Here is a 22,812-nt window from a genome sequence, read left to right as displayed (position 1 = left end):
AGGTCCGCATATGGCTGAACTTCCCGATCACGACGCCGCGCTCACCGAGACGTGTGTCGAGAGCAAAACGGTTCATCAAGGGCCGTTTCTGACGCTCAAGTGCGATACGGTCCGCCTGCCGGACGGCAAGCATGCCACCCGCGAATACGTGCAGCATCCGGGCGCCGTGATGGTGATTCCCATGTTCGACGACGGCCGTGTGCTGCTCGAGAGCCAGTATCGCTATCCGATGGGCAAGGTCATGGTCGAATATCCGGCCGGCAAGCTCGATCCGGACGAAGGCGCACTAACTTGCGCGGTGCGCGAGTTGCGTGAAGAAACCGGATATACGGCGCGTGAGTACGTGTATCTGACGCGCGTTCACCCGATCATTTCGTATTCCACTGAGTTCATCGACATCTATCTTGCGCGCGGCCTCACGGCCGGCGAGCGCAAGCTGGACGACGGCGAGTTCCTGGAGCTCTTCACTGCGACGGTTCCCGAAGTGTCGGAGTGGGTACGGACCGGCAAGATCACCGACGTGAAAACAATAATCGGCACGTTCTGGCTGGAAAAGGTGTTGTCGGGCGCCTGGCCGCTCGCGCAGCCGCAGTCGCAATAGTTCCGCCATCGGGCGCCGGGCGGCGCTTGCATCGCGTGCATACAGCCCCTGTCGGTCGATGACCGGCGGGGGCTTTTTCATGGCGATGCGCCGCCGGGCCACAGCATCTGCCGCCTTGTCTGAATAAGCGCGCCTTTGTCTTACGCCATCAGGCCGTCTCGCTTCGTTGCCGTGGTAACTCTAGTATGGATCTCTCAAGACGTCTTCATCGCTCATGTGTTTCGGATAACGAAACATCTGAAGCGCTTGAGTCGGATGAGACAGGCATAAAGTTGTCACTTGACAACCTGTGTCGCGAGTACTAAATTGGAGGTCCGGATGGTTCGTCGAACCCATGCAAAGAAAGAGATAGAGGCCGCGTTGACCTATGCCGAGCGGCGCGGCTGGCGCATACAAAGCGGCGGAACGGGCCACGCCTGGGGAAAGATGTATTGCCCTTATAAAGAGGCGGAATGTCGCTGCGGCGAGTTCTGCATTTCGAGCGTATGGAGCACGCCGAAAAACGCCGTGAATCACGCCAGACACTTGCGGCGCGTTGTCGATAATTGCACGGCGCACCGTTAGCAAACGCTGAGTGGCAAGCCTTGAATGAACAAGCAGGAGTAGCACATGGAATACACATTTACGTTGAAGTACAAGCTTGCCGCGCAAGACTGCGATCTTGACGCGATCGTCGAGAGGTTGGGTGAAGCGGGTTGTGACGACGCCACGATCGGCGTGGGGCAACCGGGGCGGCTCGCGCTGGTGTTCTCGCGCGAAGGGACGTCCGCGCTGGAGGCGTTGGTCAGCGCGCTCGGTGACGTTAAAGAGGCGGTGCCGTCGGCGCGACTGGTCGAGGCAGGCCCGGACTTTGTGGGACTGACCGACGTAGCGGAGATTGCCGGCGTGTCGCGCCAGAACATGCGCAAGCTGATGCTGAGTCATGCGGTTGAATTCCCGCCGCCGGTGCATGAGGGAAGTGCGTCAGTCTGGCATTTGTCCGACGTGCTTGACTGGCTGAACTCGCGCGGCGGGTACGATATCAACGCAGAGGTATTCGACGTTGCCAGATCGGCCAAACAGATCAACCTGGCCAAAGAGGCACGAGGACTTGAGCCGCGGCTTAATCGGCGGCTGGAATGCCTCGTGGCTTGAACCCGGCAATGAGCAGAGACAGCAATGCGGCCTCGTCGGCAAACCCGTTGCGGCTCGTACCGGCGCTTACGTTCTAAGGTTGACCTCGCGCTTTGCGGTATTCGGCCTTCGGCAGCGGTTTGCCCAACGCGTTAAAATCGCCCACCACGTCTGATCTTCTGGGCGGCGCGTTATCGCGAGTCGCCCCGCATGAAGTTTTTACGAACGACCGTTCACAAATTTTGTATTTGCGCTAAACTGGCACGCAAGCCCTGATTCCACATGAAGGTCCTCGATTTACAGTGTCCGCACGGCCATCGGTTCGAAGGCTGGTTCGCTTCGGCTGATGACTTCGAATCGCAGCAGTCTCGCAAGCTGGTCGAATGTCCACTTTGCGGCGCGAAAGAGGTGAGCCGTTTGCCGTCAGCCCCGCGCCTCAATCTGTCGGGTGCGACGGAAACAAAGGCGCCGGCGGCACCCGGCGAATTGCAGGCGCGTGTCATGCGTGCGTTGCGCGAGGTACTGGAAAAGACCGAGAACGTGGGCGACCGCTTCGCTGAGGAAGCGCGGCGCATTCACTACAACGAAGCGCCCGCGCGCAATATTCGCGGTGTCACAACACCAGAAGACGCGCGAGCTTTGGTCGAAGAAGGCATCGAAGTGATGCCGTTGCCGGTCCCGGCTGCTTTGAAGGAACCTCTGCAGTAGCGCAGTGGCTCTCTGGCGGCGGGCGGTGGCGGCCAGGAGACACTACGTATGAATCTGGACTATTCCCCCACTGAAACGGCGTTTCGCGCAGAGATTCGCGTTTGGCTCGAAGCCAATCTGCCTCGCGAGCTAAGCGAGAAAGTACTCAACCACAAGCGTTTGAATCGCGAAGACTTCGCAAGCTGGCACAAGCTGCTAGGTACGCGAGGCTGGTCGGCTGTGGCTTGGCCCAAAGAGTACGGCGGCCCGGGTTGGGACGCGACCCAGCGGCATATCTGGGACGAAGAGTGCGCACGTGTCGGTGCGCCTACCGTATTGCCGTTCGGCGTGTCGATGGTCGCGCCCGTTCTCATGAAGTACGGTAGCGAAGCTCAGAAACGCTATTACTTGCCGCGTATTCTCGACGGCACCGACTGGTGGTGCCAAGGTTACTCGGAGCCCGGTTCAGGCTCCGACCTCGCGTCGCTGCGAACACGCGCCGAACGTGTCGGCGACCACTACGTCGTCAATGGCCAGAAGACCTGGACCACGCTGGGGCAGCACGCAGACATGATGTTCTGCCTCGTGCGCACGGACAGCGGCGCGAAAAAGCAGGAGGGCATCTCATTCCTGCTCATCGACATGAAAACGCCGGGTATTACGGTACGGCCCATCATCACACTCGACGAAGACCATGAGGTCAACGAAGTCTTCTTTGAAGATGTAAAGGTGCCCGTCGAAAATCTGGTCGGCGAAGAAAATCGCGGCTGGACTTACGCGAAGTATCTGTTGGGACATGAGCGCACCGGCATCGCGCGCGTCGGTCAATCCAAGCGCGAACTGGTTTTTCTCAAGCGCCTTGCGCTCGACACAAACAAGAACGGCAAGCCGCTACTCCATGACCCGGTATTCGCTGCAAAAGTCGCGAATCTCGAAATCGAACTGATGGCGCTCGAAGTCACCGTGCAACGCGTCGTCGCTAACGAAGCGGGCGGACGCGGACCGGGACCGGAGGCGTCGATGCTGAAGATCAAGGGCACGGAAGTGCAGCAAGCGTTGACCGAGCTTATGTTCGAGGCGGTGGGACCTGCCGCCGCGCCGTTTGACGTACCGTTCCTCGAAGGCGAGCGCGAGCACAGCATCGCCGGAGACGACGACGCTGCGCCGTTGGCTGCGTATTACTTCAACTTCCGCAAGACGTCGATTTACGGCGGCTCGAACGAAATTCAAAAGAACATCATCGCGCAGATGATTCTCGGACTTTGAGGAGCGGCGCATGGACTTCACTTTCAACGACGAGCAACAGCAACTTGCCGACGCGCTGCGCCGCTATCTGGACAGGAACTACGGCTTCGAAGCGCGCCAGGCGATCGTGAGATCGGATACCGGGATCTCGGAAACGCATTGGGCCGCTTTGACTGAACTGGGCTTGCCGGCATTGCCTGTGCCGGAGGCCCAAGGCGGCTTCAATGGCGGAGCTGTCGATATGCTGGTCGTCATGCAGGAGGTCGGTCGCGCGTTGGTGGTCGAGCCTTACTGGGCCACCGCGGTTGGCATCGAAGCGCTGCGTCTTGCAGGCACGGGGCAGGGCGAGGACGCATCGCTGCTGGAGCGCGCGGCGCAAGGCGAGATCAAGCTCGCCGTGGCGTTTCACGAGCCGAAGGCTCGCTACGATCTGTTCGAGATCGCGACAGTCGCGACCTCGCAAGGCGAACAACACACGCTGACCGGTACGAAGTCAGTCGTGCTGCACGGCGCGCAGGCGAATTACTGGATCGTGCCTGCGCGTTCGAACGGCGAGATCGCGCTCTTTGTCGTGCCACGCGACGCGGCAGGCGTCAAGATCACCGATTACCGAACCATCGACGGCCAACGCGCAGCGACGCTCGAATTCAACGGCACGCCCGCGCGCCAATTGCGCGGCCAGCACTCAGGTGCGGCGGCGTTGGAGCACATCGCCGACTACGGCACGCTGCTGCTCTGTGCTGAAGCGGTCGGCGCGCTGGACGCATTGAACACCGCGACCGTCGACTACACAAAAACTCGCCAGCAGTTCGGCCAGCCGATTGCGCGCTTTCAGGCATTGCAGCACCGCATGGTCGAGATGCTGATTCACGCCGAGCAGGCCCGCTCGGTCACGTACCTTGCCGCCATGCGTTATTCGAGCGAAGACGCCGATCAGCGTCGCCGCTCGATCTCTGCCGCGAAAGTACGTGTGGGGCAAGCGGCGCGTTTTGTCGGCCAACAAGCGGTTCAATTGCATGGCGGCATGGGCGTGACGAACGAGGTCGCGGCCGCGCATCTGTTCAAACGTCTCGCTATTATTGAGACCACACTGGGCGATGTCGATCATCATCTTGCGCGGTTCGCCGCGCTGCCCGGTTTTGCCAGCATCGAAGTTTAAGTGGCCGATTGAATCGACCCGCAAGGAGATAGCGCAATGGCTTTGAGTTACGAGGACATGACGGTCGGATCAACGACCGAGATCGGCAAGCATACTTTCACGCGCGACGAGATCGTCGAATTCGCTGAGAAGTTCGATCCGCAGCCGTTCCATCTGAACGAGGCCGCGGCTGAGAAGTCGCCGTTCCGGGGATTGGTGGCGAGCGGCTGGCATACGTGTTCAGTCATGATGGGCATGCTGGTGCGCAACGCGCTGGCGGACTCCACGTCGATGGGATCGCCCGGCATCGACGAGATACGCTGGCTCAAACCGGTACGCGTCGGCGATACGATCACCATGACGAATTCCGTGCTCGACAAGCGCATCTCCGAAAGCAAGCCGGATCGTGGCATCGTCTCCACGCAATGGGCGGGTATCAACCAGCATGGCGAGACGGTCGTTACGGTGCGCTCGAAAGGAATGTTCGGACTGCGCAATCCGGGCGCGGCGTCGTGACAATGGAGAGCACGCCACCGGCTGTCGCGTTCCGGAATGCCGCGGCGTTGCGTGCGCTTGTCGGAGCGGCGCCGCTCACTAGCGACTGGGTGACGATCGACCAGCAGAGTGTCGATCGTTTCGCGCAAGCCACCGGCGACCATCAATGGATTCACGTCGATCCGGAGCGGGCGCTGCGCGAGTCACCTTTCGGCGGCGCAGTCGCGCACGGCTTCATGACCCTCTCACTGATTCCCGCGCTGCTCGAAAAAACAGTACGGCTCGAGCAGCGGATGGGCTTGAACTACGGGTTGAACCGCGTGCGGTTTACTTCGCCGGTACTTGTCGGCTCGCGATTGCGCGCACAGTTCGCCGTCGCGTCCGTCGCCGACATGGATGCCAGCGATGCCAGCAATGCCGGCGTGCAAGTAGTGTGGAACGTCACGTTGGAGCGGGAGGGCAGCGAACGGCCCGTGTGCGTCGCCGCGTTCATCACTCGCCATTATTTCTGACGCCCGCGGCCGATACGGAGACGGCGTAGACGGCAAGCTCTTCGGCTCACGCTTGCTTGCCATCTTGCCGCCCCACACCTCGATTTTTTAATGCTTCGCGTATTGCGTCGCGCCGAACAGCACTTCTTTCGCCTTGTCGTCCATGAGAGGCTTGCGCGCGGACGCCAGCACTTCGACGCCGCGTACAACCGCCGGGCGCGCCGCGATTTCCTCGTGCCATCGCTTCACATTCGGAAACGCATCGAGTTCGATGCCCTGGTTCTGCCACGAGCGGGTCCACGGGAACGATGCGATGTCCGCGATCGTATAGTCGTTTCCGGCGAGGTACTGGGTTTTGCCAAGCTGCTTGTCCATGACGCCATACAGGCGCCGCGTTTCGTTCGTATATCGGTTGATCGCGTATTCGATCGGCTCGGGCGCATAGACACGGAAGTGGTGTGTCTGCCCCAGCATCGGACCGAGACCGCCCATCTGGAACATCAGCCATTGCAGAACGGAATAACGCTCTGCCGGATCAGTCGGCAGGAAGCGGCCCGCTTTCTCGGCGAGATAAATCAGGATCGCGCCGGACTCGAACAACGCGAACGGTTTGCCGTCCGCGCTCTTTGGACCTTCGGAATCCACAATGGCGGGAATTTTGTTGTTTGGACTGATATCGAGAAATTCGGCCTTGAACTGATCGCCAGCGCCGATGTTCACTGCATGCACCGCGTACTCGAGTCCCGTCTCCTCGAGCATGATATGAACCTTGTGGCCGTTCGGGGTCGCCGAGCTATAGACGTCGATCATCCTCGCTCCTTTCGCTCTGTAAAGCGGCGCTCCGAGGAGCGCCGCGCTTGACGAAAATTAGAGCATAGATCGCACGATGATGCTGGGGGCGCCCACAGATGCGCGCCTGGCCAGCAGCGCTCGAAACGAAGTTCGAGCAGGACGTCAAACGCGCGCAGCCGGCGTCTCCACACTAGCCGCCGCAGGCTTGATGTAACGCGCAAGCTCCAGTTTCGCGATTGCGTTGCGATGCACTTCGTCCGGACCGTCCGCAAAGCGCAAGGTCCGCGCGGAGGCGTAAGCGTAAGCCAGCGGGAAGTCGTCGCTGACGCCGCCGCCGCCGTGCGCCTGAATGGCCCAGTCGATTACCTGACACGCCATGTTCGGCGCCACGACCTTGATCATCGCGATCTCGCCGCGCGCGCCCTTGTTGCCGACGGTGTCCATCATGTACGCGGTTTTGAGCGTGAGCAGCCGTGCCTGTTCGATCATGCAGCGCGCCTCGGCGATACGTTCCTGCGTGACGCCTTGCGTAGCAACAGGCTTGCCGAACGCGACGCGTTGCATCGAGCGTTTGCACATCAATTCGAGCGCGCGCTCCGCAAGTCCGATCAGACGCATGCAGTGGTGGATGCGTCCCGGTCCAAGACGCCCTTGTGCAATCTCGAAGCCACGGCCTTCGCCGAGCAGCATGTTCGTTGCAGGCACGCGTACATTGTCGAGCGTGATTTCCATATGGCCATGCGGCGCGTCGTCGTAACCGAAAACGGAAAGAGGGCGGTGCACCGTGACGCCTGTGGCGTCGGCGGGCACGAGAATCATTGACTGCTGCTGATGGCGCGGCGCATCGGCATCCGTCTTGCCCATCACGATATAAATTTTGCAGCGCGGATCGCCCGCGCCCGAAGACCACCACTTGTGACCATTGATCACGTAGTAGTCGCCATCGCGCACGATGCTGGTCTGGATATTGGTCGCATCGGACGACGCCACTTCCGGCTCCGTCATCAGAAAGGCAGAACGAATCTGCCCTTGCAGAAGAGGTTCGAGCCATTCGCGTTTGTTCTCTTCGCTGCCGTATCGCTCGATCGTTTCCATGTTGCCGGTGTCGGGCGCATTGCAATTGAACACCTCCGGCGCCCATGGCACGCGGCCCATGATTTCGCACAGCGGCGCATATTCGAGGTTGGTCAAGCCGGCGCCGCGCACCGAGTCGGGCAGGAACAGATTCCACAAGCCCGCGTCGCGCGCATTCTGCTTGAGTCGCTCAATCAGTTCGGTCGGCTGCCATGCGTTGCCGTTCAGCCGGTTTTGCGCAATCTCCGCATAGAACGCTTGTTCGTTCGGATAAATGTGCTCGTCGAAGAAGGCGAGCAGTTTTTCGCGCAATGCCTGAACTTTCGGCGTGTAATCGAAATTCATCTATGGACCTCGCGGATAACGGACGAAATTTAATGTGGGCGCTGCTTGCTCTGCTGTTTGCTATTCGCTATTGCTGCGCGCAGGCGTGTTCAGCAGTCTCCAGGCGCACTCAAGCGCGGTCAACGCACTTTCTGCGCATATTGCCAGGCGAGTTCGGCCATCGGCTTTGCCCGCCGGCCGGCGTCGAGCGCCTGCGCACTGGCCGCAGTGCCGTCGACTACACGCTTCATGATGCCCTGCAGAATCGCGGCGATACGGAACATGTTGTACGCGAGGTAGAAATTCCAGTCGCCCTGAATTTCAAAGCCCGTGCGCTTGCAATAGCGCGCGACGTACTGCTGTTCGTCGGGAATGCCGAGCGCCGACCAATCGAGACCGGCGATGCCGCGAAACTGTGCGGGATCGACATGCCACGACATGCAGTGATAGGCGAAGTCGGCGAGCGGATCGCCTAACGTAGACAGTTCCCAATCGAGCACCGCAAGCACTTTCGGTTCCTTGCGATCGAAAACGAGGTTATCGAGCCGGTAGTCGCCATGCACGATCGACGCGCGCTCGCCGGATTGCGTCGGCATGTGCTGCGGCAGCCATTCGATCAGGCGCTGCATTGCGTCGATAGGCTCGGTCTCGGACGCAAGGTACTGCTTGCTCCAACGGCCGATCTGACGCGCAAAATAGTTGCCAGGTTTGCCGTAGTCCGACAGTCCCACGCTCGTGGGATCGACGCTGTGCAGCGCTGCAATCACGCGGTTCATCTCGTCATAGATTGCGCTTCGTTCACTGGCAGTCATGCCTGGCAGCGACTGGTCCCACAACACGCGGCCATCGACGAACTCCATGACATAGAACGCACGGCCTATCACGCTTTCGTCTTCGCACAGGGCCAGCATTTGCGCGACAGGCACGTCGGTGTCTGCGAGCGCATGCATTACGCGGTATTCACGTTCGATAGCGTGCGCAGACGGCAGCAACTTTGCCGCCGGTCCAGGTTTCGCGCGCATCACGTAGGCTCGCGACGGCGTGACCAGTTTGAATGTCGGATTCGACTGGCCGCCGGCGAACTGCTCGACCGTAAGCGGTCCGGAGAACCCGTCGACATGCTGTGTCAGCCAGGCGGCAAGCGCTTCGTCGTTGAAGCGCTGCCGATCATTGACCGGGCGCGTGCCCTCGAAGGCAGAGTAGTCCGCTTGCTGTTCCGGCTCGCCGCTTTGTGTGGCTTGCACCATGTGTCTCCTCCGGTTTAGGTTCAGCTACGCGTGTATTGGATGAATTGTGCGTAGAGGATTTCCATCGTCGTATTGCGGATGTCGCGATGCAGCGGCGACGGCGGCGAATAATTGATCGCGCGCAGCACCCAGTCGCGCGGTGCTGCGCCGACGTCGAGCGCGTTAATGCAGCCGGTCGCCTGCGCGAGATGGCCGAAAAATGTGCGTCCGCCGGCGGTAAGCGCATGCGAAAGGATTGCGCGATTCACGCCGCCATGCAGCACTAGCAGAACCGTATCCCACGAAGTGTCCTCGCGCAGGGCCGCCACGGCGGGCAGCACGCGATCGAACAACTCGCCGATCGTTTCACCGTCGAGAAAGCGCGTGCTCTCCGGCACGATACCGTCGAACACACCGAGAAACGCGGCCTCGATATCTTCCAACGGAATATGGCGCAGCTTGCCGCCGCGAATCTCCTGCCATGCAGGCTCGATCTCCAGTGTGATCTGCTGACCCGTCTCGGCCAGCACGCGCTGCGCGGTTTCGACAGTGCGCGGCAAGCCGCTCACGATCACGCGATCAAACCGAACCTGCTGCTCTGCAAACACCCGGCCCGCCGCGCTCGCCTGCTCGCGGCCATTGGCGTTGAGCGGCACCGTTTCGGGATCGATCGTGCGGCCTGAATCGTCAAAGTAAGTCACGTCGCCGTGACGCATTAAGAAAATGCGGCGGCGTTTAGGTAACTGATAAGTGGGCGTGGAAGCGGGCATGGAAGCGGGCATGGAAGTGGGCATGGTTTCTCGCTCACTTATAAACGGGCGCGCGTTTTTCGAGGAACGCGGAGATGCCTTCAAGTCCCTCCCGATGATGCAGCGACGCGACGAAGTTATCGCGCTCTGCGACCAGATGCTCGGAAAGCGGTTGCGTGCCGGCCGCACAGACGAGGGTCTTGATGCGCGCCACCGAGTTCGGCGATATCTTGCCAAGTTCGTCGGCCCATGCGATGGCGGCGTCGCGCGCGGTGCCCGGCTTCGTCAGTTTGTTGACGACGCCTAGTTCGTGCAAACGTGCCGCGCCGATCGGCTTGCCTTCGATCAGCACTTCGGTCGCGAGCTGGCGAGGCAAGGCCTGCGCGAGAAACCACGAGCCGCCGCCGTCGGGCGTGAGGCCGACCCGGGCATACGACATCACGAACTTGGCGTCGTCGGCCGCGACGATCAGGTCGCACGCGAGCGCAAGCGAGAATCCCGCGCCGGCTGCCGCGCCGTCGACGGCGGCAATCACGGGTTTCGAGGATAGCCGCAGCGCCGAGATCCACTCGGCTAGCAAATCGATACTCTGCGCCTGGACCGACGGATCCTTCGCGCGGTTCTCGAGCAGTCGGTTCAGGTTGCCGCCTGCACAGAAGAAATTGTCTGCGCCCGTGATCACAACGGCGCGGATCGACGGATCGCGTTCCACTGAATCGAGCGCCTCGATGCCGGCCGCGTACATGTCGGGATGCAGTGCGTTGCGTGCGCCCGGGTTGGACAGCGTGAGTACCAGCGTCGATTCGCTTTCGGTAGGGCGCGAGGTCAGCAGTTCGGCGCTCATTGTTGGGTCTCCGGATTCTCTGTTTGAGTGTCGGCGGCGTCGCTCTGGGTCAGCGACATGCCGAGTTGTGCGCGGCGCGCGAGCCACGGCGAGGGGCGGTAGCGTGGATCGCCGAGCACGTCGAACATATTGCGCAGGATAGTGAGGATGGTTTTCGCACCGAGCGCGTCGCCGAGCGCGAGCGGCCCGCGTGGATAGCCGAGGCCGAGCATGACAGCGAGGTCGATGTCCTCTGGCGTCGCAATCTGCTTTTGCGCGATATCGCAGCCGATGTTGACGATCGTAGCGACCACGCGTTGCGCGACGAAGCCGGTCGAATCGCGGATCACGGTGACGGGCACGCCGTCGGCCGAAAAAAGCGCATGTCCGGCGTCACGCGCGGCACGGGTTGTCGCGGGCGTGGTCATCAACGTACGGCGCTGCGTGCCGACGAGCGGAAAGAGTGCGTCGATAGCCACGACGCGGCTCGCGTCCAGCGCTTCGTCGACTGCAGCCGTGGTCGCGTCGTGACCGAACGGCGTGACGACGATCAGCGAGTCCGCAGCGGGCGAGGCGCCGTCGTCGAGCTTCACGCCCGCTTTGCCGACGAGTTCCACGACGGCCTGATAAGCCTCGCGATAGCGCTTGCTGACCCACACGCTGGTCGGCAGCGCGGCCGGCGCCGGGGTTTCGGCAGGCGCCTGCTGCTTGCCGTCTTCGTAGCGATAAAAACCTTCGCCCGTCTTGCGGCCAAGCAGTCCACCCGCGAGCCGTGTGCCGGTGATAGGCGAGGGCGTGAAGCGCGGCTCTTCATAAAACTGATGGTAGATCGACTCCATGACCGGATGCGATACGTCGAGTGCGGTCAGATCGAGCAGTTCGAACGGGCCGAGACGAAAACCCGCCTGCTCGCGCATGATCCTGTCGATATCCACGAAGCTCGCCACGCCTTCGCCCGCCACGCGCAGGCCCTCGGTGTTCATGCCGCGGCCCGCGTGATTGACGATGAAGCCAGGCATGTCTTTCGCACGCACCGGCGTGTGGCCCATGCGGCGCGCGAGGTCCATTAATGCGTCGCCTGCCTGACGGTCGCTGCGCAGACCGTCGATCACTTCGACGACTTTCATCAGCGGGACCGGATTGAAGAAGTGATAGCCGGCCACGCGCGAGGGATCGGTGCAGCCGGCCGCGATTGCCGTGATGGATAGCGAAGACGTGTTCGACGCGAGCACGCAACGTCCGCTCACCACGGTCTCCAACTCACGAAAGAGCGCCTGCTTGATGTCCAGCTTCTCGACGATCGCCTCGATGACCAGATCGCAATCCGCCAGATCGTTGATTGCGTGCGCAGCTGTGACGTTGGCGAGCGCCGCAAGCGAGCGCGCCTGCTCGAGCTTGCCTTTGGCGGTCAGTTTGGCGAAAGTTTCGGCGAGATAGTCTCGTGCGGCGCCGATCGCAGCGGGGTTGGCGTCGTACAGACGCACGGTGAGGCCCGCGAGTGCAGCGATCTGTGCAATGCCGCGGCCCATTGCTCCGGTTCCGACAATGCCGATTGTCTCTATGCTGAAGTTGCGAGAGGTCATTGTGTTGCTCGACTCCATGGTTATTTTAGAATAGCACGCTCGTACAATTCATTTGATGATCGCCCGAAGGCCGCCTTCCTTCGATGCGGCGGTCTCACACACCAACAAGGAAGGAGACAACGATGATCAAGCTCTGCGGGTTCGCGCTCTCTAACTACTACAACAAGGTGAAGTTCGTTCTGCTTGAACACGGTATCGAGTTCGAAGAGGTGCTCGTACAGCCGAGCCAGGACGAGGCCATGCTCGCACACTCGCCGCTTGGCAAAGTGCCTTATCTGCAAACCGAAGAGGGCGATCTGTCGGAATCGCAATGTATTGTCGAGTACCTGGCCGCGCGCTTTCCCGACAAGCCGATTTTTTCCGCCGATCCGTGGGAGGCGGCCAAGGAGCGCGAGCTGATCACCTTCGTCGACGTGCACCTGGAGTTGACGGCCCGCAATCTGTACAAGGAAGCATTTTTCGGCGGCACGTTGACCGACGCGACCAAGGGCCGGGTCGAGAAACTGCTCACGCATCATATTGCGGGCTTCAGACGGATCGCCCGATTCACACCGTATTTGCGCGGTGAACGGTTCAGTGTCGCGGACGCAGCGGGTTACGTGAGTTTGCCGCTCGTCGGCATGGCCACGCAGGCTGTCTACGGCCGCGATTTCCTGCTCGACGCGGGTCTCGACTGGAAGAGCTACGTGAAGACGATCAACAGCCGGCCGGCTGCGCAGCGTGTGACCGAAGACCGGAAGGCGTACATTGCGGCGTCGCGTCCGGCCTGACGCATAGCCCTGTGAGATCCGAGGCGAACCGCGACGCGAACTTCGACGCGTAACGCACGCGTTGACGATTGCGCGCGATGGCGAGGAACGTGGGTTCGTTCGCAGCATCGCGCGCGACATGCTAGAGGCGCGCGAGCCGTTCGAGCGCGGTGGCGAGCGTGCTTTCCTGCTTGGCGAAACAGAAGCGTACGACACCCGACTCATGCGCTTCGTGATAGAAGGCCGACACCGGAATGGCCGCGACGCCGATTTCGCCCGTCAGCCACTGTGCGAACTCTGCTTCGGGCAGATCGCTGATCGCCGAATAATCGACGCACTGGAAGTACGTGCCGGTACAAGGCAACAGTTTGAAGCGCGAATTCGCGAGGCCGGCGCGGAAGAAGTCGCGCTTGCTCTGATAGAACGCCGGCAGTTCGAGATAAGGCGCCGGGTCCTTCATGTATTCGGCCAGTCCGATCTGCATTGGCGTGTTCACTGTGAACACGTTGAACTGATGCACTTTGCGAAATTCAGCGGTGAGCGCGGCCGGCGCCGCGACATAGCCGACTTTCCAGCCAGTGACGTGATACGTCTTACCGAAGCTCGATACGACGAAACTGCGCTGCGCCAGTTCTGGGTAACGCGCCACGCTTTCGTGCGGCGCTCCGTCGTAGACCATGTGTTCATATACTTCGTCCGACAGGATGAGCACGTTGGTGCCGCGCACGATTTCTTCGAGCTTGCGCATGTCTTCGGCGCGCCAGACGGTGCCGGTCGGATTGTGCGGCGTGTTGATCAGCAGGAGCCGGGTCTTCGGCGTAATCGCGGCGGCGAGCTTGTCAAAGGGGATTGCGTAGTCGGGCGCGTCGAGTGTGACGAATACCGGCTTGCCGCCCGCCAGTTCGATTGACGGTAGGTAGCTGTCGTACGTCGGCTCGATCACGACTACTTCGTCGCCGGGGTGGACCGCGCAGAGAATCGCCGTGAGCAGTGCCTGCGTTGCTCCAGCCGTGACCGTTATTTCGGTGGTGGCGTCGTAGCGGCGGCCATACACGTTTGCGATCTTGTCCGAGATCGCCTCGCGCAGTGGCGCGGCGCCGGCCATCGGCGGATACTGGTTGTGGCCGTCGCGCATTGCGTTCGCAACCGCATCGACGATTCGGGGATCGCAGCCGAAGTCGGGAAAGCCCTGGCCAAGATTGACTGCGCCCTTTTCGGCGGCGAGCGCGCTCATAACGGTAAAGATCGTCGTGCCCACATTCGGCAGACGCGATGGAAACGAGGGACTCATGGGCGTGTCGTGCGGTGCATTCATGGCGCTATTCGGGCGTGACGAGTGAGTGGACGAAGGCATCGTTTTCAAACCGGCGAAGCCTGATTGTAGGGAATAGCGGCAGGGCGTGCGCGCCCGCCGTGTGCCGTTAGCCGTTCGGCCAGGGTTATACCGGACTTTCCGCCGGTGCGGCGGCCCCGCTGGTTGAACCGCTGACCAGGTCAGTCAGCAGAGCGGCGAACGGCGCCGGCTGTGCAATTTGAAACCCGAAATCCCGTGCGACCCGCTTCGCAAGTTTCAGCACCGCGCGATCTTTCGACACGAGCCAGTCTGCGCGGGCGGCGTGCGCGAGTTCGAGAAATTTCTGATCGTCGCGGTCTTTGCATTTCGGCAGCGGACGCGAGTCTTCCGGCTCGGCGGCAAGTTCGACCATTTGTGCGAGCCGAGCGACGACGGCGAGCGCGGCGGACTTATCCACATTGCGACCGGCGAATTGCGGATAGTCCAGCACGTAGGTCAGTTCGGCGAGGCAGCGGGCGTCGATCACTGCGGCGAGCGAGCCGTTTTCCAGCGCGGCGCGAATTGGGCGCGTGTGCGGATCGTCGAACACGAGAATATCGATCCACACATTGGAATCGAGAACGACGCGCAAAGCGTCGTGTGAGGCATGGGAACCGGGCATTCGTTACAATCTGGCTTTCGTCTTTGACCGCCAGGCACGGCGTGCCTGCAAGCCTCTATGATAATCGTTCTGTCGCCGGCGAAATCGCTCGACTACGAAACTCCACCGCACGTCAAAAAACACACAATCCCCGATTTCGTCGACGATGCCGCCGAATTGATCGGCGGTTTGCGCCGTTTGTCGCCGCAGCAGATCGCTTCGCTAATGAGCATTTCCGACCAGTTGGCGCACCTCAATTTCGAGCGCTACGCGCAGTGGTCGCCGCGCTTCGGCACGGACAACGCGAAGCAGGCCGTGCTCGCGTTCAATGGCGACGTGTACGAGGGCTTCAACGCGAAGACGCTGTCCTCGGCAGATCTGGATTTTGCGCAGAACCATGTGCGCGTGTTGTCAGGTCTGTATGGCTTGCTGCGTCCGCTCGACCTGCTGCAGCCGTACCGGCTCGAAATGGGTACACGCCTGCCCAATCCGCGCGGCAAAGATCTATATGCCTTCTGGGGCGAGCGGATCACGCAGGCGTTGAACGCCCAGTTGAAAAAGCGCCCTGCAAAATCCCGTGTGCTGGTGAATTGCGCGTCGGGCGAGTATTTCAAGTCGGTCAAGCCGAAGCTGCTTGAAGCACCGGTCGTCACGCCCGTGTTCGAGGACTGGAAGGGCGGCCGCTACAAGATCATCAGCTTTCATGCGAAGCGGGCTCGCGGTTTGATGGCGCGCTACGCGGTAGAAAACCGCCTAGACGAGCCCGAGCAGCTGAAGGGGTTCGATTCCGAAGGCTATGCGTTCGACGCCGAAGCCTCGAACGATTCCACGTACGTATTTCGCCGCCGCGTCGCTGAATGAGCGCGGTGCCGCCCAGCGGGTTGCCGCCCAGCGGACTGCCGCCCAGCGGATTGCCGCCCACATATGCAGGAAATGACATCATGAGTTTATCGATTACGAGCAACTTCGACGGCGGCGCAATCGAGGTGCTGTCTTGCGCCGAGGCCGGCAATATCCGTTTGCGCGTGCGGCCCGACAGCCACGCGGAGTTCGCGCAGTGGTTCTACTTCCGCCTCTCCGGCGCGGCGGGCGAGCGCTGCGTGATGACCTTCGAGAATGCGGCGGCGTGCGCGTTCGCGGAAGGCTGGCGCGACTACCAGGCTGTCGCCAGCTACGACCGCGTGAACTGGTTTCGCGTGCCTACGTCGTACGACGGCCGTGTGCTGACCATCGATCACACGCCGGAATTCGATCGCATTTATTACGCGTACTTCGAACCGTATAGCGAGGAACGCCACTCTGAGTTTCTCGGCGCAGTTCAACAGATGCCGCAAGCCACGCTTACCGAGTTGGGCACGACCGTCGAAGGCCGGCCGGTGTCGCTGCTCACGCTCGGCACACCGCAAACCAGCGACGTCGCAAAGAAAAAGATCTGGCTGATCGCACGTCAGCATCCGGGCGAGACCATGGCTGAATGGTTCATCGAAGGACTGGTGAAGCGGCTGGTCGGCTGGGGCGATTGGGCCGGCGATCCGGTGGCGCGCAAACTGTACGACCACGCGGTGTTCTACATTGTGCCGAACATGAATCCGGACGGCAGCGTGCGCGGCAACCTGCGCACCAATGCAGCCGGCGCCAACCTGAACCGTGAGTGGATGGAACCGGACGCCGCGCGCAGTCCCGAGGTGCTCGTAGTGCGTGACGCGATTCACGCAACCGGCTGCGACCTCTTTTTCGATATTCACGGCGATGAGGCGCTGCCTTACGTTTTCGTGGCCGGCTCGGAGATGCTGCCGGGATTCACCGAGCGGCAAGGCGAGGAACAAAGGGCGTTCATCGAAGCGTTCAAACAGGCAAGCCCTGATTTCCAGAACGAGTACGGCTACGCCGCGAGCAAGTATCGCGAAGACGCGCTCAAGCTCGCTTCGAAATATATCGGCAACGAGTTTGGCTGCCTTTCATTGACGCTCGAGATGCCCTTCAAGGACAACGCCAACTTGCCGGACGAACGAGTGGGCTGGAACGGCGAGCGCAGCGCGTCGCTCGGTGCGGCGATGCTGCAAGCCATCTTGCGGCATGTAGAGACGTTCGCCTGAGTTCGCCGCATTGACGAAGGCACACATGCATTGCGTGTGTGCCTTTTTTGTTGGCTGGTCGGAACGGCCGGCGCGTTTATGCGCCTTCCTGGTTTGCTGACAAGGGGCACGAATTCGCCTGATCGTCGAATTCAGTAACGCTGCGAATCGTGCACTGGTGCCTGCACGATTCGCAGCGTTAGCTTCGTCTTAGTGCTTTTTCTTTGCAGGCGTAGTTTTGCTGGACGACTTGCCCGAAGTGCTTTTCGACGACTTCGCGGAACTCTTCTTCGCGCTTTTGCCGCTTGCCGCCTGCTTGCCCTTCGCCCCGCGATGCTTACCAGATACTGCGCGCGACGATGAGGGCTCCGAGCTGCGCGCCCGCGCCGGGGGCACCGGATCGTTCCAGCTGAACGCCAGCATCTGCGCGCCGACATAGCCACAGCGGAACTTCAGGTCGGCAGCGTCGCCCCCGCCGCTTTGACGAATACCGAGCCCTTCGACTGTGACGATGTTGTCGACCTTGACGCGTTGCTTGCCTTCGTCGAACGAATCGTTCCACGGCGTGATTGCGGCGTGCGCGCTGTCGAACGAACTAGGTGGAAACTCGACATGATCGAACGCGGTCGAGGTGCTCGCGACAAAGTTGCCATGCGCGGCGCAATCCGCGACGAGCGGATCGGCGTGCAATTCATTGACAAATCTGTTGACGAGGTCGTTGTGCTGTTCGAGTTGATCGGCGAATGCGGGCGCAGTGCATGCGAGCGAGAAGCTCGCTGCGAGTGTTGCCAACCGGCCGACCAGCCGCAGTAATCGGCGCGGTACGTTGGTGCAATCCATCTAGTTCGTTAAGCGCTATCGAGACGTGAGGCACGTAAGATGCCTGGCGGCAGGGTTGAGTTCAATCGTGCCGCAACTATTTTTCGGCCGCGGTATTCACCGCGCTTTGCGATGCTGGGCGCGCGACTGAACGCATTGACGCGACAAGCTCACCAGCACATTGATCATGCGTTGAGCTTTGCGCGCGTCTCACGTGCGCGGTCCGCCGAGCCGGTATCGCCGCACATCATAAGTGGTGACCCAGGCAGGGCGGTAGACGGCGATCAACGCCGTGGACATTCCCGTGAACCATGCCTCGCCGGTAGCGAGGAGAAGTACGCTGAGCGCGTAGCCTGCGGGCACGACGGTCACTGAGCCGTCGGCAAGCGCCACGTGAACGCCGAGCGCCGCAGCCGCGGTGAGCGACACTGTGATAGCCGGCGACACGAAGCCTTGGCCGAAGATGAACATGAAAAGATTACGCGGCAGCCACGCAATGCTCGCTCGCTGAAGCAATGTCGAGATGCCGACGGGCAGCGCGCCGAACACGAGGAAGGTGAGTGCGATGCCTTGCCACGGAGCGTCGAAGATCAGGCCGGCAAGGCCGGTGACCACCGCCATTGCAATCAATGCCAGCGCCCAGTCGAATAGCGTCACGACGAGGGTCGCGCCGAGCAGGTGCATGACCGTGCCGTCGTCGAGCCAGGCGTTGCTGGCCCACAGTACCGACAGGGCGACGATGATCGCCAGCCAGACATGCTGCAATGTGCCGTCTTGAAGTCGTTTGAAAGGATTTTTCCACAGCGCGAGCGCGACCGCTATCGCAGTGACGATCCAGCCACCGACAGCAACCCAGAACGGAAGCGGTGTGTAGAGGAAACCCATGAGTCTCATATTACTCGTTGGACGAGAAAAGGTGTGAGCGGATTCCATGCCAGCCGATGCGAGCACTGGCACAAATCGCGCATCACGCCCGTGACGCGCAGGCGTCAGCTCACGTGGAGCCTTCTGTGACCGGCCCGGAAGAGGGCTCCGCCACGGACGCGTCGTCATAGGACGTGCCCGGCTCGGCCACCATCGGCAACGGAGCAGTTGAATCGTTAGCGGACAGGGGATATTGGAAGCGCCGCCCTGTGGCGCGCCGCAGCGGTACGGCGCCGGGCTCGCCCATGACTGGCCGGAGCAAGCCTTCTGCGTTACTGCGCAGTACTTGCAAATGATTTGTCAGCCAACCGTTGTAGAGCGCCACAGCGGCGGCGCGATTGGGCGCGCCCAGCTGCTGGAATATGCTCGTCAAATGGATTTTGACCGTGCCCTCGCTTATGCCCAGTGTGCGCGCAATCATCTTGTTGGTACTTCCCATATGGACGCAGCGCATGATCTGCTCCTGGCGAGGCGAGAGTCCATTCGACAGTCTCGGCCGGCGCGGTGGCGGGCTCTTCTCGTCAAACGGGCGGATAGCAGTGTCCGCTGGGAGCGGAGGATTGAGCGCCAGCGCGCCGGAAGGCACGTAGTGACCGCCTAGCATCACCATTTCGAAGGCGCGCACGATCAGGCACGGATCGGTTTCGCGCGGCACGACGCCGAGCACACCCTCGTCCATGAGTTCGCTCACCACCTTCGGCGAAATTTTGTCCGTCAGCACTGCAATGCGCAGATCCGGGTAGTGGCTAAGCAGGCTGCGGATGTCGGTGACCGACATCCAGTCCTGCCAGTCGACCACGAGCAGGTCGGGCCACTGACGTTTGAGCGTGCGCTCGACCTGGCGCCAGTCTTGTGCTTCGTTGAAACGCGCTAGCCGGTTGATTTGCCGTAACAGCGCCTTGAGGCCGTCGCGTCGTTCCGCGTCAGAGTTGAGAATCGAGAATCGCATGCATGTCTCCAGATGAATCGGGCGAAATGGCGCGATGCATTCGCCAGGCGTTGGGCCAGGCGGGTGTGCGATGCGTCGCCGTTCCTATGATGACAAATTCCCTGGGATTTGACGGCCTGTCCAAAAGGCATAGGAGAAATGACGTAAAAAAAACCCCGCACGCGGCGGGGTTCGTCAATGAACGGCGATACGCCGAAGGCGCGCGGCGTCCTAGTGGAAGTGCGGTTGCGCGGGTTCCGCGTCTTCGGGCATTTCCGCGTGGACGATTTCGCCGAGCGGATCGGCGTACAACGGGACACCGCAGTCATCGCAATATTCAGGCTCGAAGCGGCCGGCGTGGCGGCGCACGTCCGTCACGCCGGTTTCCTTGAGGAGCGCGACGATTTCTTCGAGGGGAGCGTCGGGCGGTGCGCTTTCCTGCGGCTCTTCGTCAATGCCGGCCTCGCCATTTTCACGGCCATACAGCGGCCATACGACGCCGTAGATCACTTCATTGCTGCCGCGGCGTGTAAAACCGACGCGGTACTCGTCGATGCGGCGCTCGCCGAAGCCCGCAACCACCGCACGCAGGTCCTGCGGAGCGGCACCAATTGTGTCGAACAGATAACGCACGGCAGTGCGCACCGTGTGAGGACGCACGCGTTCGTCGGCGTCGCGGCATGCCGAGTAGTAGGCATCCGGCAACAGACACTCGAACTCGCAACCAGGCAACACTAGCGACAGGTTCGCACCGCCTTGCGTCGCCCATTGCTCGAGGCACTGTCCTCGTTCGATCCGGGTTCCGTGCTCCTCTTCTTGCCAGCGGAACGTGGGTTCGCCGGCCGGCGCCGCGACCACGGCGAGCAGGAAGCGCGGGTCGGCAAGAATCGGCGAGGTTTCCGGCAGTTCGCCGAAGTTTAGCTTGAGGCTGCCGCCAGCCATGGCTGCTTGTGCAAGCTGCTGGGCAATGCGCCATGTTTCGACGTGATGGCGCGGCAGCTGGTCGATGCTGTAGAGGAACGGCGCCATGGCGACACGCGTGTTCGCGGCGAGCACGTGAGCCTGCAGGTGCGCGCGCAAAGCGTCGGCGGCGTCGGCTTTGAGCGGCCCGGATGGAATCATGTAGCGAGTCCACGCGAGGATGGGCGCCGCAATCAGCAATGCCTCATACGCCACGCCTTCATGCTCGACGACGAACGACTCGCTGTGCGTTTCCGCCATGTCGGCCAGCGCCCCATAAGCATCGGGATGATTCTGCTGCAGATGGTCGAGGGCTGCGTCGAGCGTAGTCTGATTGGCGTTGCGCACGATCTTGGCCAGCAGCGCGTCGAGCTTCGCTTCCCAGAAGCGGTCCTCGGTGCGGCTGCCCGACGCGAAAAGCGCGAGCGAGAGACCGACAAGCTTGTCGGCATCGGGGGGGAGACGTTTGGCGATTCGCGAGCGCATAAATCCGGAAGTTGGGTGCACAGAACCTTTTATTGTAGTCGTTTCCACGGCGCCATATTATTTGGCGCGCGGTGCCGCAACGATTCGGACGTTTCTGCGCGAAAAATCGGACCGTCGGCGTACGTTCGATCGTGCTTCGGTCGTTAATTCGTCAAATAATGTAAGCGGGTCAGCTAGCGAAAGTGGCTTTTGTATACTGGCCGATTTGACGGGCGCCGAACGCGGCGTTCGTACTTGTCGCCTCGGTCTGGCGTAACGGGAGATTCATTGTGAAATCGGACCAACTGATTGAACGCCTCGCCGCGGTGTTCGCGCTGATCGTCCTGGTGGGCGGCTCGTTACTGGTCCTCGCGCCATTCACGACTGCTTTACTGTGGGGCGCAATTCTCAGCTACAGCTCCTGGGGGCTATACCGGAAGCTGACCGCGGCACTTGGCGGCAGGCGCAAGTCGGCTGCCACGTTGATTGTGTTCATTATTCTAATCGTGGTGCTGGGGCCGTTCGTCTACGCGGGGTTTGCGTTTGGTGCGCACGTTCACGACATCGTCGCTCTGGTTCAAAGATTGTTCGAAGCAGGTTTGCCGGATTTGCCACCCTGGGTGGCGAGGGTTCCGGTGATCGGGTCGAGCATCCAAAGTTTCTGGGAGCGTCTGACAAGCAGCAATTCCGAACTAATCGCTCAGTTGCGTACGCTTGCTGCGCCGGCCGGCAAGTGGATCCTTGCGGCAGCCATTGCCGTCACGCACGGTCTTGGGCTATTGGCGCTAAGCATTGTGCTGGCTTTCTTTTTTTATACCGGGGGAGAGGGTGCGGGCGCGTGGTTGAACGCGGGCATGCGGCGTATCGCCGGTGATCGTGCCGATTACCTGCTGGCGCTTGCGGGCAGTACGGTCAAGGGCGTCGTCTATGGAATTCTGGGCACTGCGCTTGTCCAGGGCATTCTCGCTGGGTTCGGCTGCTGGATAGCTGGCGTGCCGGCTCCTGCATTGCTTGGTCTGGCGACGTTTTTCCTGTCCGTAATCCCGGGAGGCCCTGTGATCGTATGGTTGCCGGCGGCAATCTGGCTCTACCACGGCGGTGCGACAGGATGGGCGCTCTTCCTGGTGGTGTGGGGTGTGCTCGTCGTGGGCATGTCCGACAACGTTATTAAGCCGATCCTGATCGGCAAGAGCAGCGACATGCCGTTGATTCTCGTCATGCTGGGTATCCTGGGCGGCGCGTTCGCTTTTGGCTTCCTCGGGGTTTTCATTGGACCGACTTTGCTCGCAGTCGCTTACACGGTGCTGCACGACTGGACTATCGGAGCGACCGCTGGCGGTGCGTTGGCGTCGGGTGCCAAACCGGCCGTTGGGGAAGAAGTTGGCCGGACAGAAAAGACGCCTTGAATAAGAGCAAATAACGCTTGCAAGGCGCTGGCCGGCTCGCTAGAATCTCGCTCTTTCGTGCTCCGGACACCGGGGCACGGGAAGCGGGAAAGCCAGTAGTGGCAAGGCTTCGAGCGGTGGCAGCAGGTTCAGGCAGTAACAGAAACCTGTTGACGGCGCAGCCGGAGTTCTTCATAATCTCGTTTCTCTGCTGCAGATGCAGCGACGCAGA

At 61.3% G+C, this 22,812-nt stretch carries 24 protein-coding genes; 12 read left to right on the top strand and 12 right to left on the bottom strand.

All coding sequences use genetic code 11. From position 1 onward, the window contains the following. The first annotated feature begins 10 nt into the window (after positions 1 to 10). The 8 genes from SB753_RS32225 to SB753_RS32190 all read left to right on the top strand — a co-directional run bounded on the left by SB753_RS32225 (position 11) and on the right by SB753_RS32190 (position 5,791). Entirely contained in the window at positions 11 to 601 is a 591-nt protein-coding gene (locus tag SB753_RS32225; protein ID WP_310068511.1) for an NUDIX hydrolase, read from the top strand. A gap of 318 nt (positions 602 to 919) precedes the next feature. Continuing rightward, complete coding sequence (locus SB753_RS32220) at positions 920 to 1,165, top strand: hypothetical protein (protein WP_251031432.1); 246 nt, start codon at positions 920 to 922, stop codon at positions 1,163 to 1,165. 45 nt (positions 1,166 to 1,210) lie between these two features. After that, on the top strand, positions 1,211 to 1,735 hold the full coding sequence (locus tag SB753_RS32215) for a helix-turn-helix transcriptional regulator (protein ID WP_087754078.1): 525 nt from the start codon (positions 1,211 to 1,213) through the stop codon (positions 1,733 to 1,735). Positions 1,736 to 1,996: 261 nt separating this feature from the next. Beyond that, entirely contained in the window at positions 1,997 to 2,422 is a 426-nt protein-coding gene (locus SB753_RS32210) for a DUF1178 family protein (RefSeq protein WP_288828426.1), read from the top strand. A 48-nt stretch (positions 2,423 to 2,470) separates the two neighbouring features. Further along, on the top strand, positions 2,471 to 3,667 hold the full coding sequence (locus SB753_RS32205) for an acyl-CoA dehydrogenase family protein (RefSeq protein ID WP_214877686.1): 1,197 nt from the start codon (positions 2,471 to 2,473) through the stop codon (positions 3,665 to 3,667). A 10-nt stretch (positions 3,668 to 3,677) separates the two neighbouring features. Then, positions 3,678 to 4,805, top strand: coding sequence for an acyl-CoA dehydrogenase family protein (locus SB753_RS32200; RefSeq protein ID WP_410803946.1), 1,128 nt, complete (start codon positions 3,678 to 3,680; stop codon positions 4,803 to 4,805). 36 nt (positions 4,806 to 4,841) lie between these two features. After that, positions 4,842 to 5,300 (top strand): MaoC family dehydratase, encoded by a 459-nt coding sequence (locus SB753_RS32195; protein WP_027776676.1) that lies wholly within the window; start codon positions 4,842 to 4,844, stop codon positions 5,298 to 5,300. Positions 5,301 to 5,302: 2 nt separating this feature from the next. Continuing rightward, complete coding sequence (locus SB753_RS32190; RefSeq protein WP_410803943.1) at positions 5,303 to 5,791, top strand: MaoC family dehydratase; 489 nt, start codon at positions 5,303 to 5,305, stop codon at positions 5,789 to 5,791. 87 nt (positions 5,792 to 5,878) lie between these two features. On the opposite strand, the gene SB753_RS32185 is transcribed toward SB753_RS32190, so the two are convergent. From SB753_RS32185 to SB753_RS32160, 6 genes are all read right to left on the bottom strand, one after another. Beyond that, positions 5,879 to 6,580, bottom strand: coding sequence for a glutathione binding-like protein (locus tag SB753_RS32185; protein ID WP_410803941.1), 702 nt, complete (start codon positions 6,578 to 6,580; stop codon positions 5,879 to 5,881). Between the two features lie 144 nt (positions 6,581 to 6,724). Beyond that, on the bottom strand, positions 6,725 to 7,981 hold the full coding sequence (locus SB753_RS32180; RefSeq protein ID WP_410803939.1) for an acyl-CoA dehydrogenase family protein: 1,257 nt from the start codon (positions 7,979 to 7,981) through the stop codon (positions 6,725 to 6,727). A gap of 119 nt (positions 7,982 to 8,100) precedes the next feature. Next, positions 8,101 to 9,207, bottom strand: a complete 1,107-nt coding sequence (locus SB753_RS32175; protein WP_410803938.1) for a phosphotransferase — start codon at positions 9,205 to 9,207, stop codon at positions 8,101 to 8,103. Between the two features lie 20 nt (positions 9,208 to 9,227). Beyond that, positions 9,228 to 9,980 (bottom strand): histidine phosphatase family protein, encoded by a 753-nt coding sequence (locus SB753_RS32170; protein ID WP_241077903.1) that lies wholly within the window; start codon positions 9,978 to 9,980, stop codon positions 9,228 to 9,230. Between the two features lie 10 nt (positions 9,981 to 9,990). Next, complete coding sequence (locus tag SB753_RS32165; RefSeq protein ID WP_020069605.1) at positions 9,991 to 10,779, bottom strand: oxepin-CoA hydrolase, alternative type; 789 nt, start codon at positions 10,777 to 10,779, stop codon at positions 9,991 to 9,993. Beyond that, positions 10,776 to 12,341: a 3-hydroxyacyl-CoA dehydrogenase gene (locus SB753_RS32160; RefSeq protein ID WP_410803935.1), complete on the bottom strand. Its 1,566-nt coding sequence runs from the start codon at positions 12,339 to 12,341 to the stop codon at positions 10,776 to 10,778. Before SB753_RS32160 ends, SB753_RS32165 begins: the two co-directional genes overlap by 4 nt. 122 nt (positions 12,342 to 12,463) lie before the next feature. Between SB753_RS32160 and SB753_RS32155 the strand changes: the two genes are divergently transcribed. Next, positions 12,464 to 13,111 (top strand): glutathione S-transferase, encoded by a 648-nt coding sequence (locus tag SB753_RS32155; RefSeq protein WP_408130889.1) that lies wholly within the window; start codon positions 12,464 to 12,466, stop codon positions 13,109 to 13,111. Between the two features lie 121 nt (positions 13,112 to 13,232). Here the strand turns inward: SB753_RS32155 and SB753_RS32150 are convergent, their stop codons facing one another. Together SB753_RS32150 and SB753_RS32145 are read right to left on the bottom strand one after the other, a co-directional pair. Further along, complete coding sequence (locus SB753_RS32150; RefSeq protein ID WP_020069608.1) at positions 13,233 to 14,405, bottom strand: pyridoxal phosphate-dependent aminotransferase; 1,173 nt, start codon at positions 14,403 to 14,405, stop codon at positions 13,233 to 13,235. 124 nt (positions 14,406 to 14,529) lie between these two features. Next, a complete protein-coding gene (locus tag SB753_RS32145; RefSeq protein ID WP_408174581.1) occupies positions 14,530 to 15,045 on the bottom strand; it encodes a putative toxin-antitoxin system toxin component, PIN family in 516 nt (171 codons plus the stop codon). 57 nt (positions 15,046 to 15,102) lie between these two features. Here SB753_RS32145 and yaaA point away from each other — a divergent pair, with 57 nt between their 5' ends. Together yaaA and SB753_RS32135 are read left to right on the top strand one after the other, a co-directional pair. Then, a complete protein-coding gene (gene yaaA / locus SB753_RS32140) occupies positions 15,103 to 15,885 on the top strand; it encodes a peroxide stress protein YaaA (RefSeq protein WP_410803932.1) in 783 nt (260 codons plus the stop codon). Between the two features lie 80 nt (positions 15,886 to 15,965). Next, positions 15,966 to 17,120, top strand: coding sequence for a M14-type cytosolic carboxypeptidase (locus tag SB753_RS32135; protein WP_410803930.1), 1,155 nt, complete (start codon positions 15,966 to 15,968; stop codon positions 17,118 to 17,120). Between the two features lie 189 nt (positions 17,121 to 17,309). On the opposite strand, the gene SB753_RS32130 is transcribed toward SB753_RS32135, so the two are convergent. The 4 genes from SB753_RS32130 to SB753_RS32115 all read right to left on the bottom strand — a co-directional run bounded on the left by SB753_RS32130 (position 17,310) and on the right by SB753_RS32115 (position 21,216). After that, positions 17,310 to 17,939, bottom strand: a complete 630-nt coding sequence (locus SB753_RS32130) for a BspC domain-containing protein (RefSeq protein ID WP_410803928.1) — start codon at positions 17,937 to 17,939, stop codon at positions 17,310 to 17,312. A gap of 189 nt (positions 17,940 to 18,128) precedes the next feature. Beyond that, the gene (locus SB753_RS32125) at positions 18,129 to 18,803 is read right to left on the bottom strand and encodes an energy-coupling factor ABC transporter permease (protein ID WP_020069613.1); all 675 of its coding nucleotides are present in this window, start codon (positions 18,801 to 18,803) and stop codon (positions 18,129 to 18,131) included. A 109-nt stretch (positions 18,804 to 18,912) separates the two neighbouring features. Beyond that, positions 18,913 to 19,791, bottom strand: a complete 879-nt coding sequence (locus tag SB753_RS32120; protein ID WP_310068551.1) for a response regulator transcription factor — start codon at positions 19,789 to 19,791, stop codon at positions 18,913 to 18,915. 210 nt (positions 19,792 to 20,001) lie between these two features. Continuing rightward, positions 20,002 to 21,216: a DUF2863 family protein gene (locus tag SB753_RS32115; RefSeq protein WP_410803926.1), complete on the bottom strand. Its 1,215-nt coding sequence runs from the start codon at positions 21,214 to 21,216 to the stop codon at positions 20,002 to 20,004. 269 nt (positions 21,217 to 21,485) lie between these two features. Here SB753_RS32115 and SB753_RS32110 point away from each other — a divergent pair, with 269 nt between their 5' ends. Next, positions 21,486 to 22,601: an AI-2E family transporter gene (locus tag SB753_RS32110; RefSeq protein WP_410803924.1), complete on the top strand. Its 1,116-nt coding sequence runs from the start codon at positions 21,486 to 21,488 to the stop codon at positions 22,599 to 22,601. Positions 22,602 to 22,812: the final 211 nt, after the last annotated feature.

This window comes from Paraburkholderia sp. SIMBA_053 (genome assembly GCF_046534895.1).
Taxonomy (GTDB): Bacteria; Pseudomonadota; Gammaproteobacteria; order Burkholderiales; family Burkholderiaceae; genus Paraburkholderia; species Paraburkholderia caledonica.
This window is presented reverse-complemented; position numbering and strand designations above follow the sequence as displayed.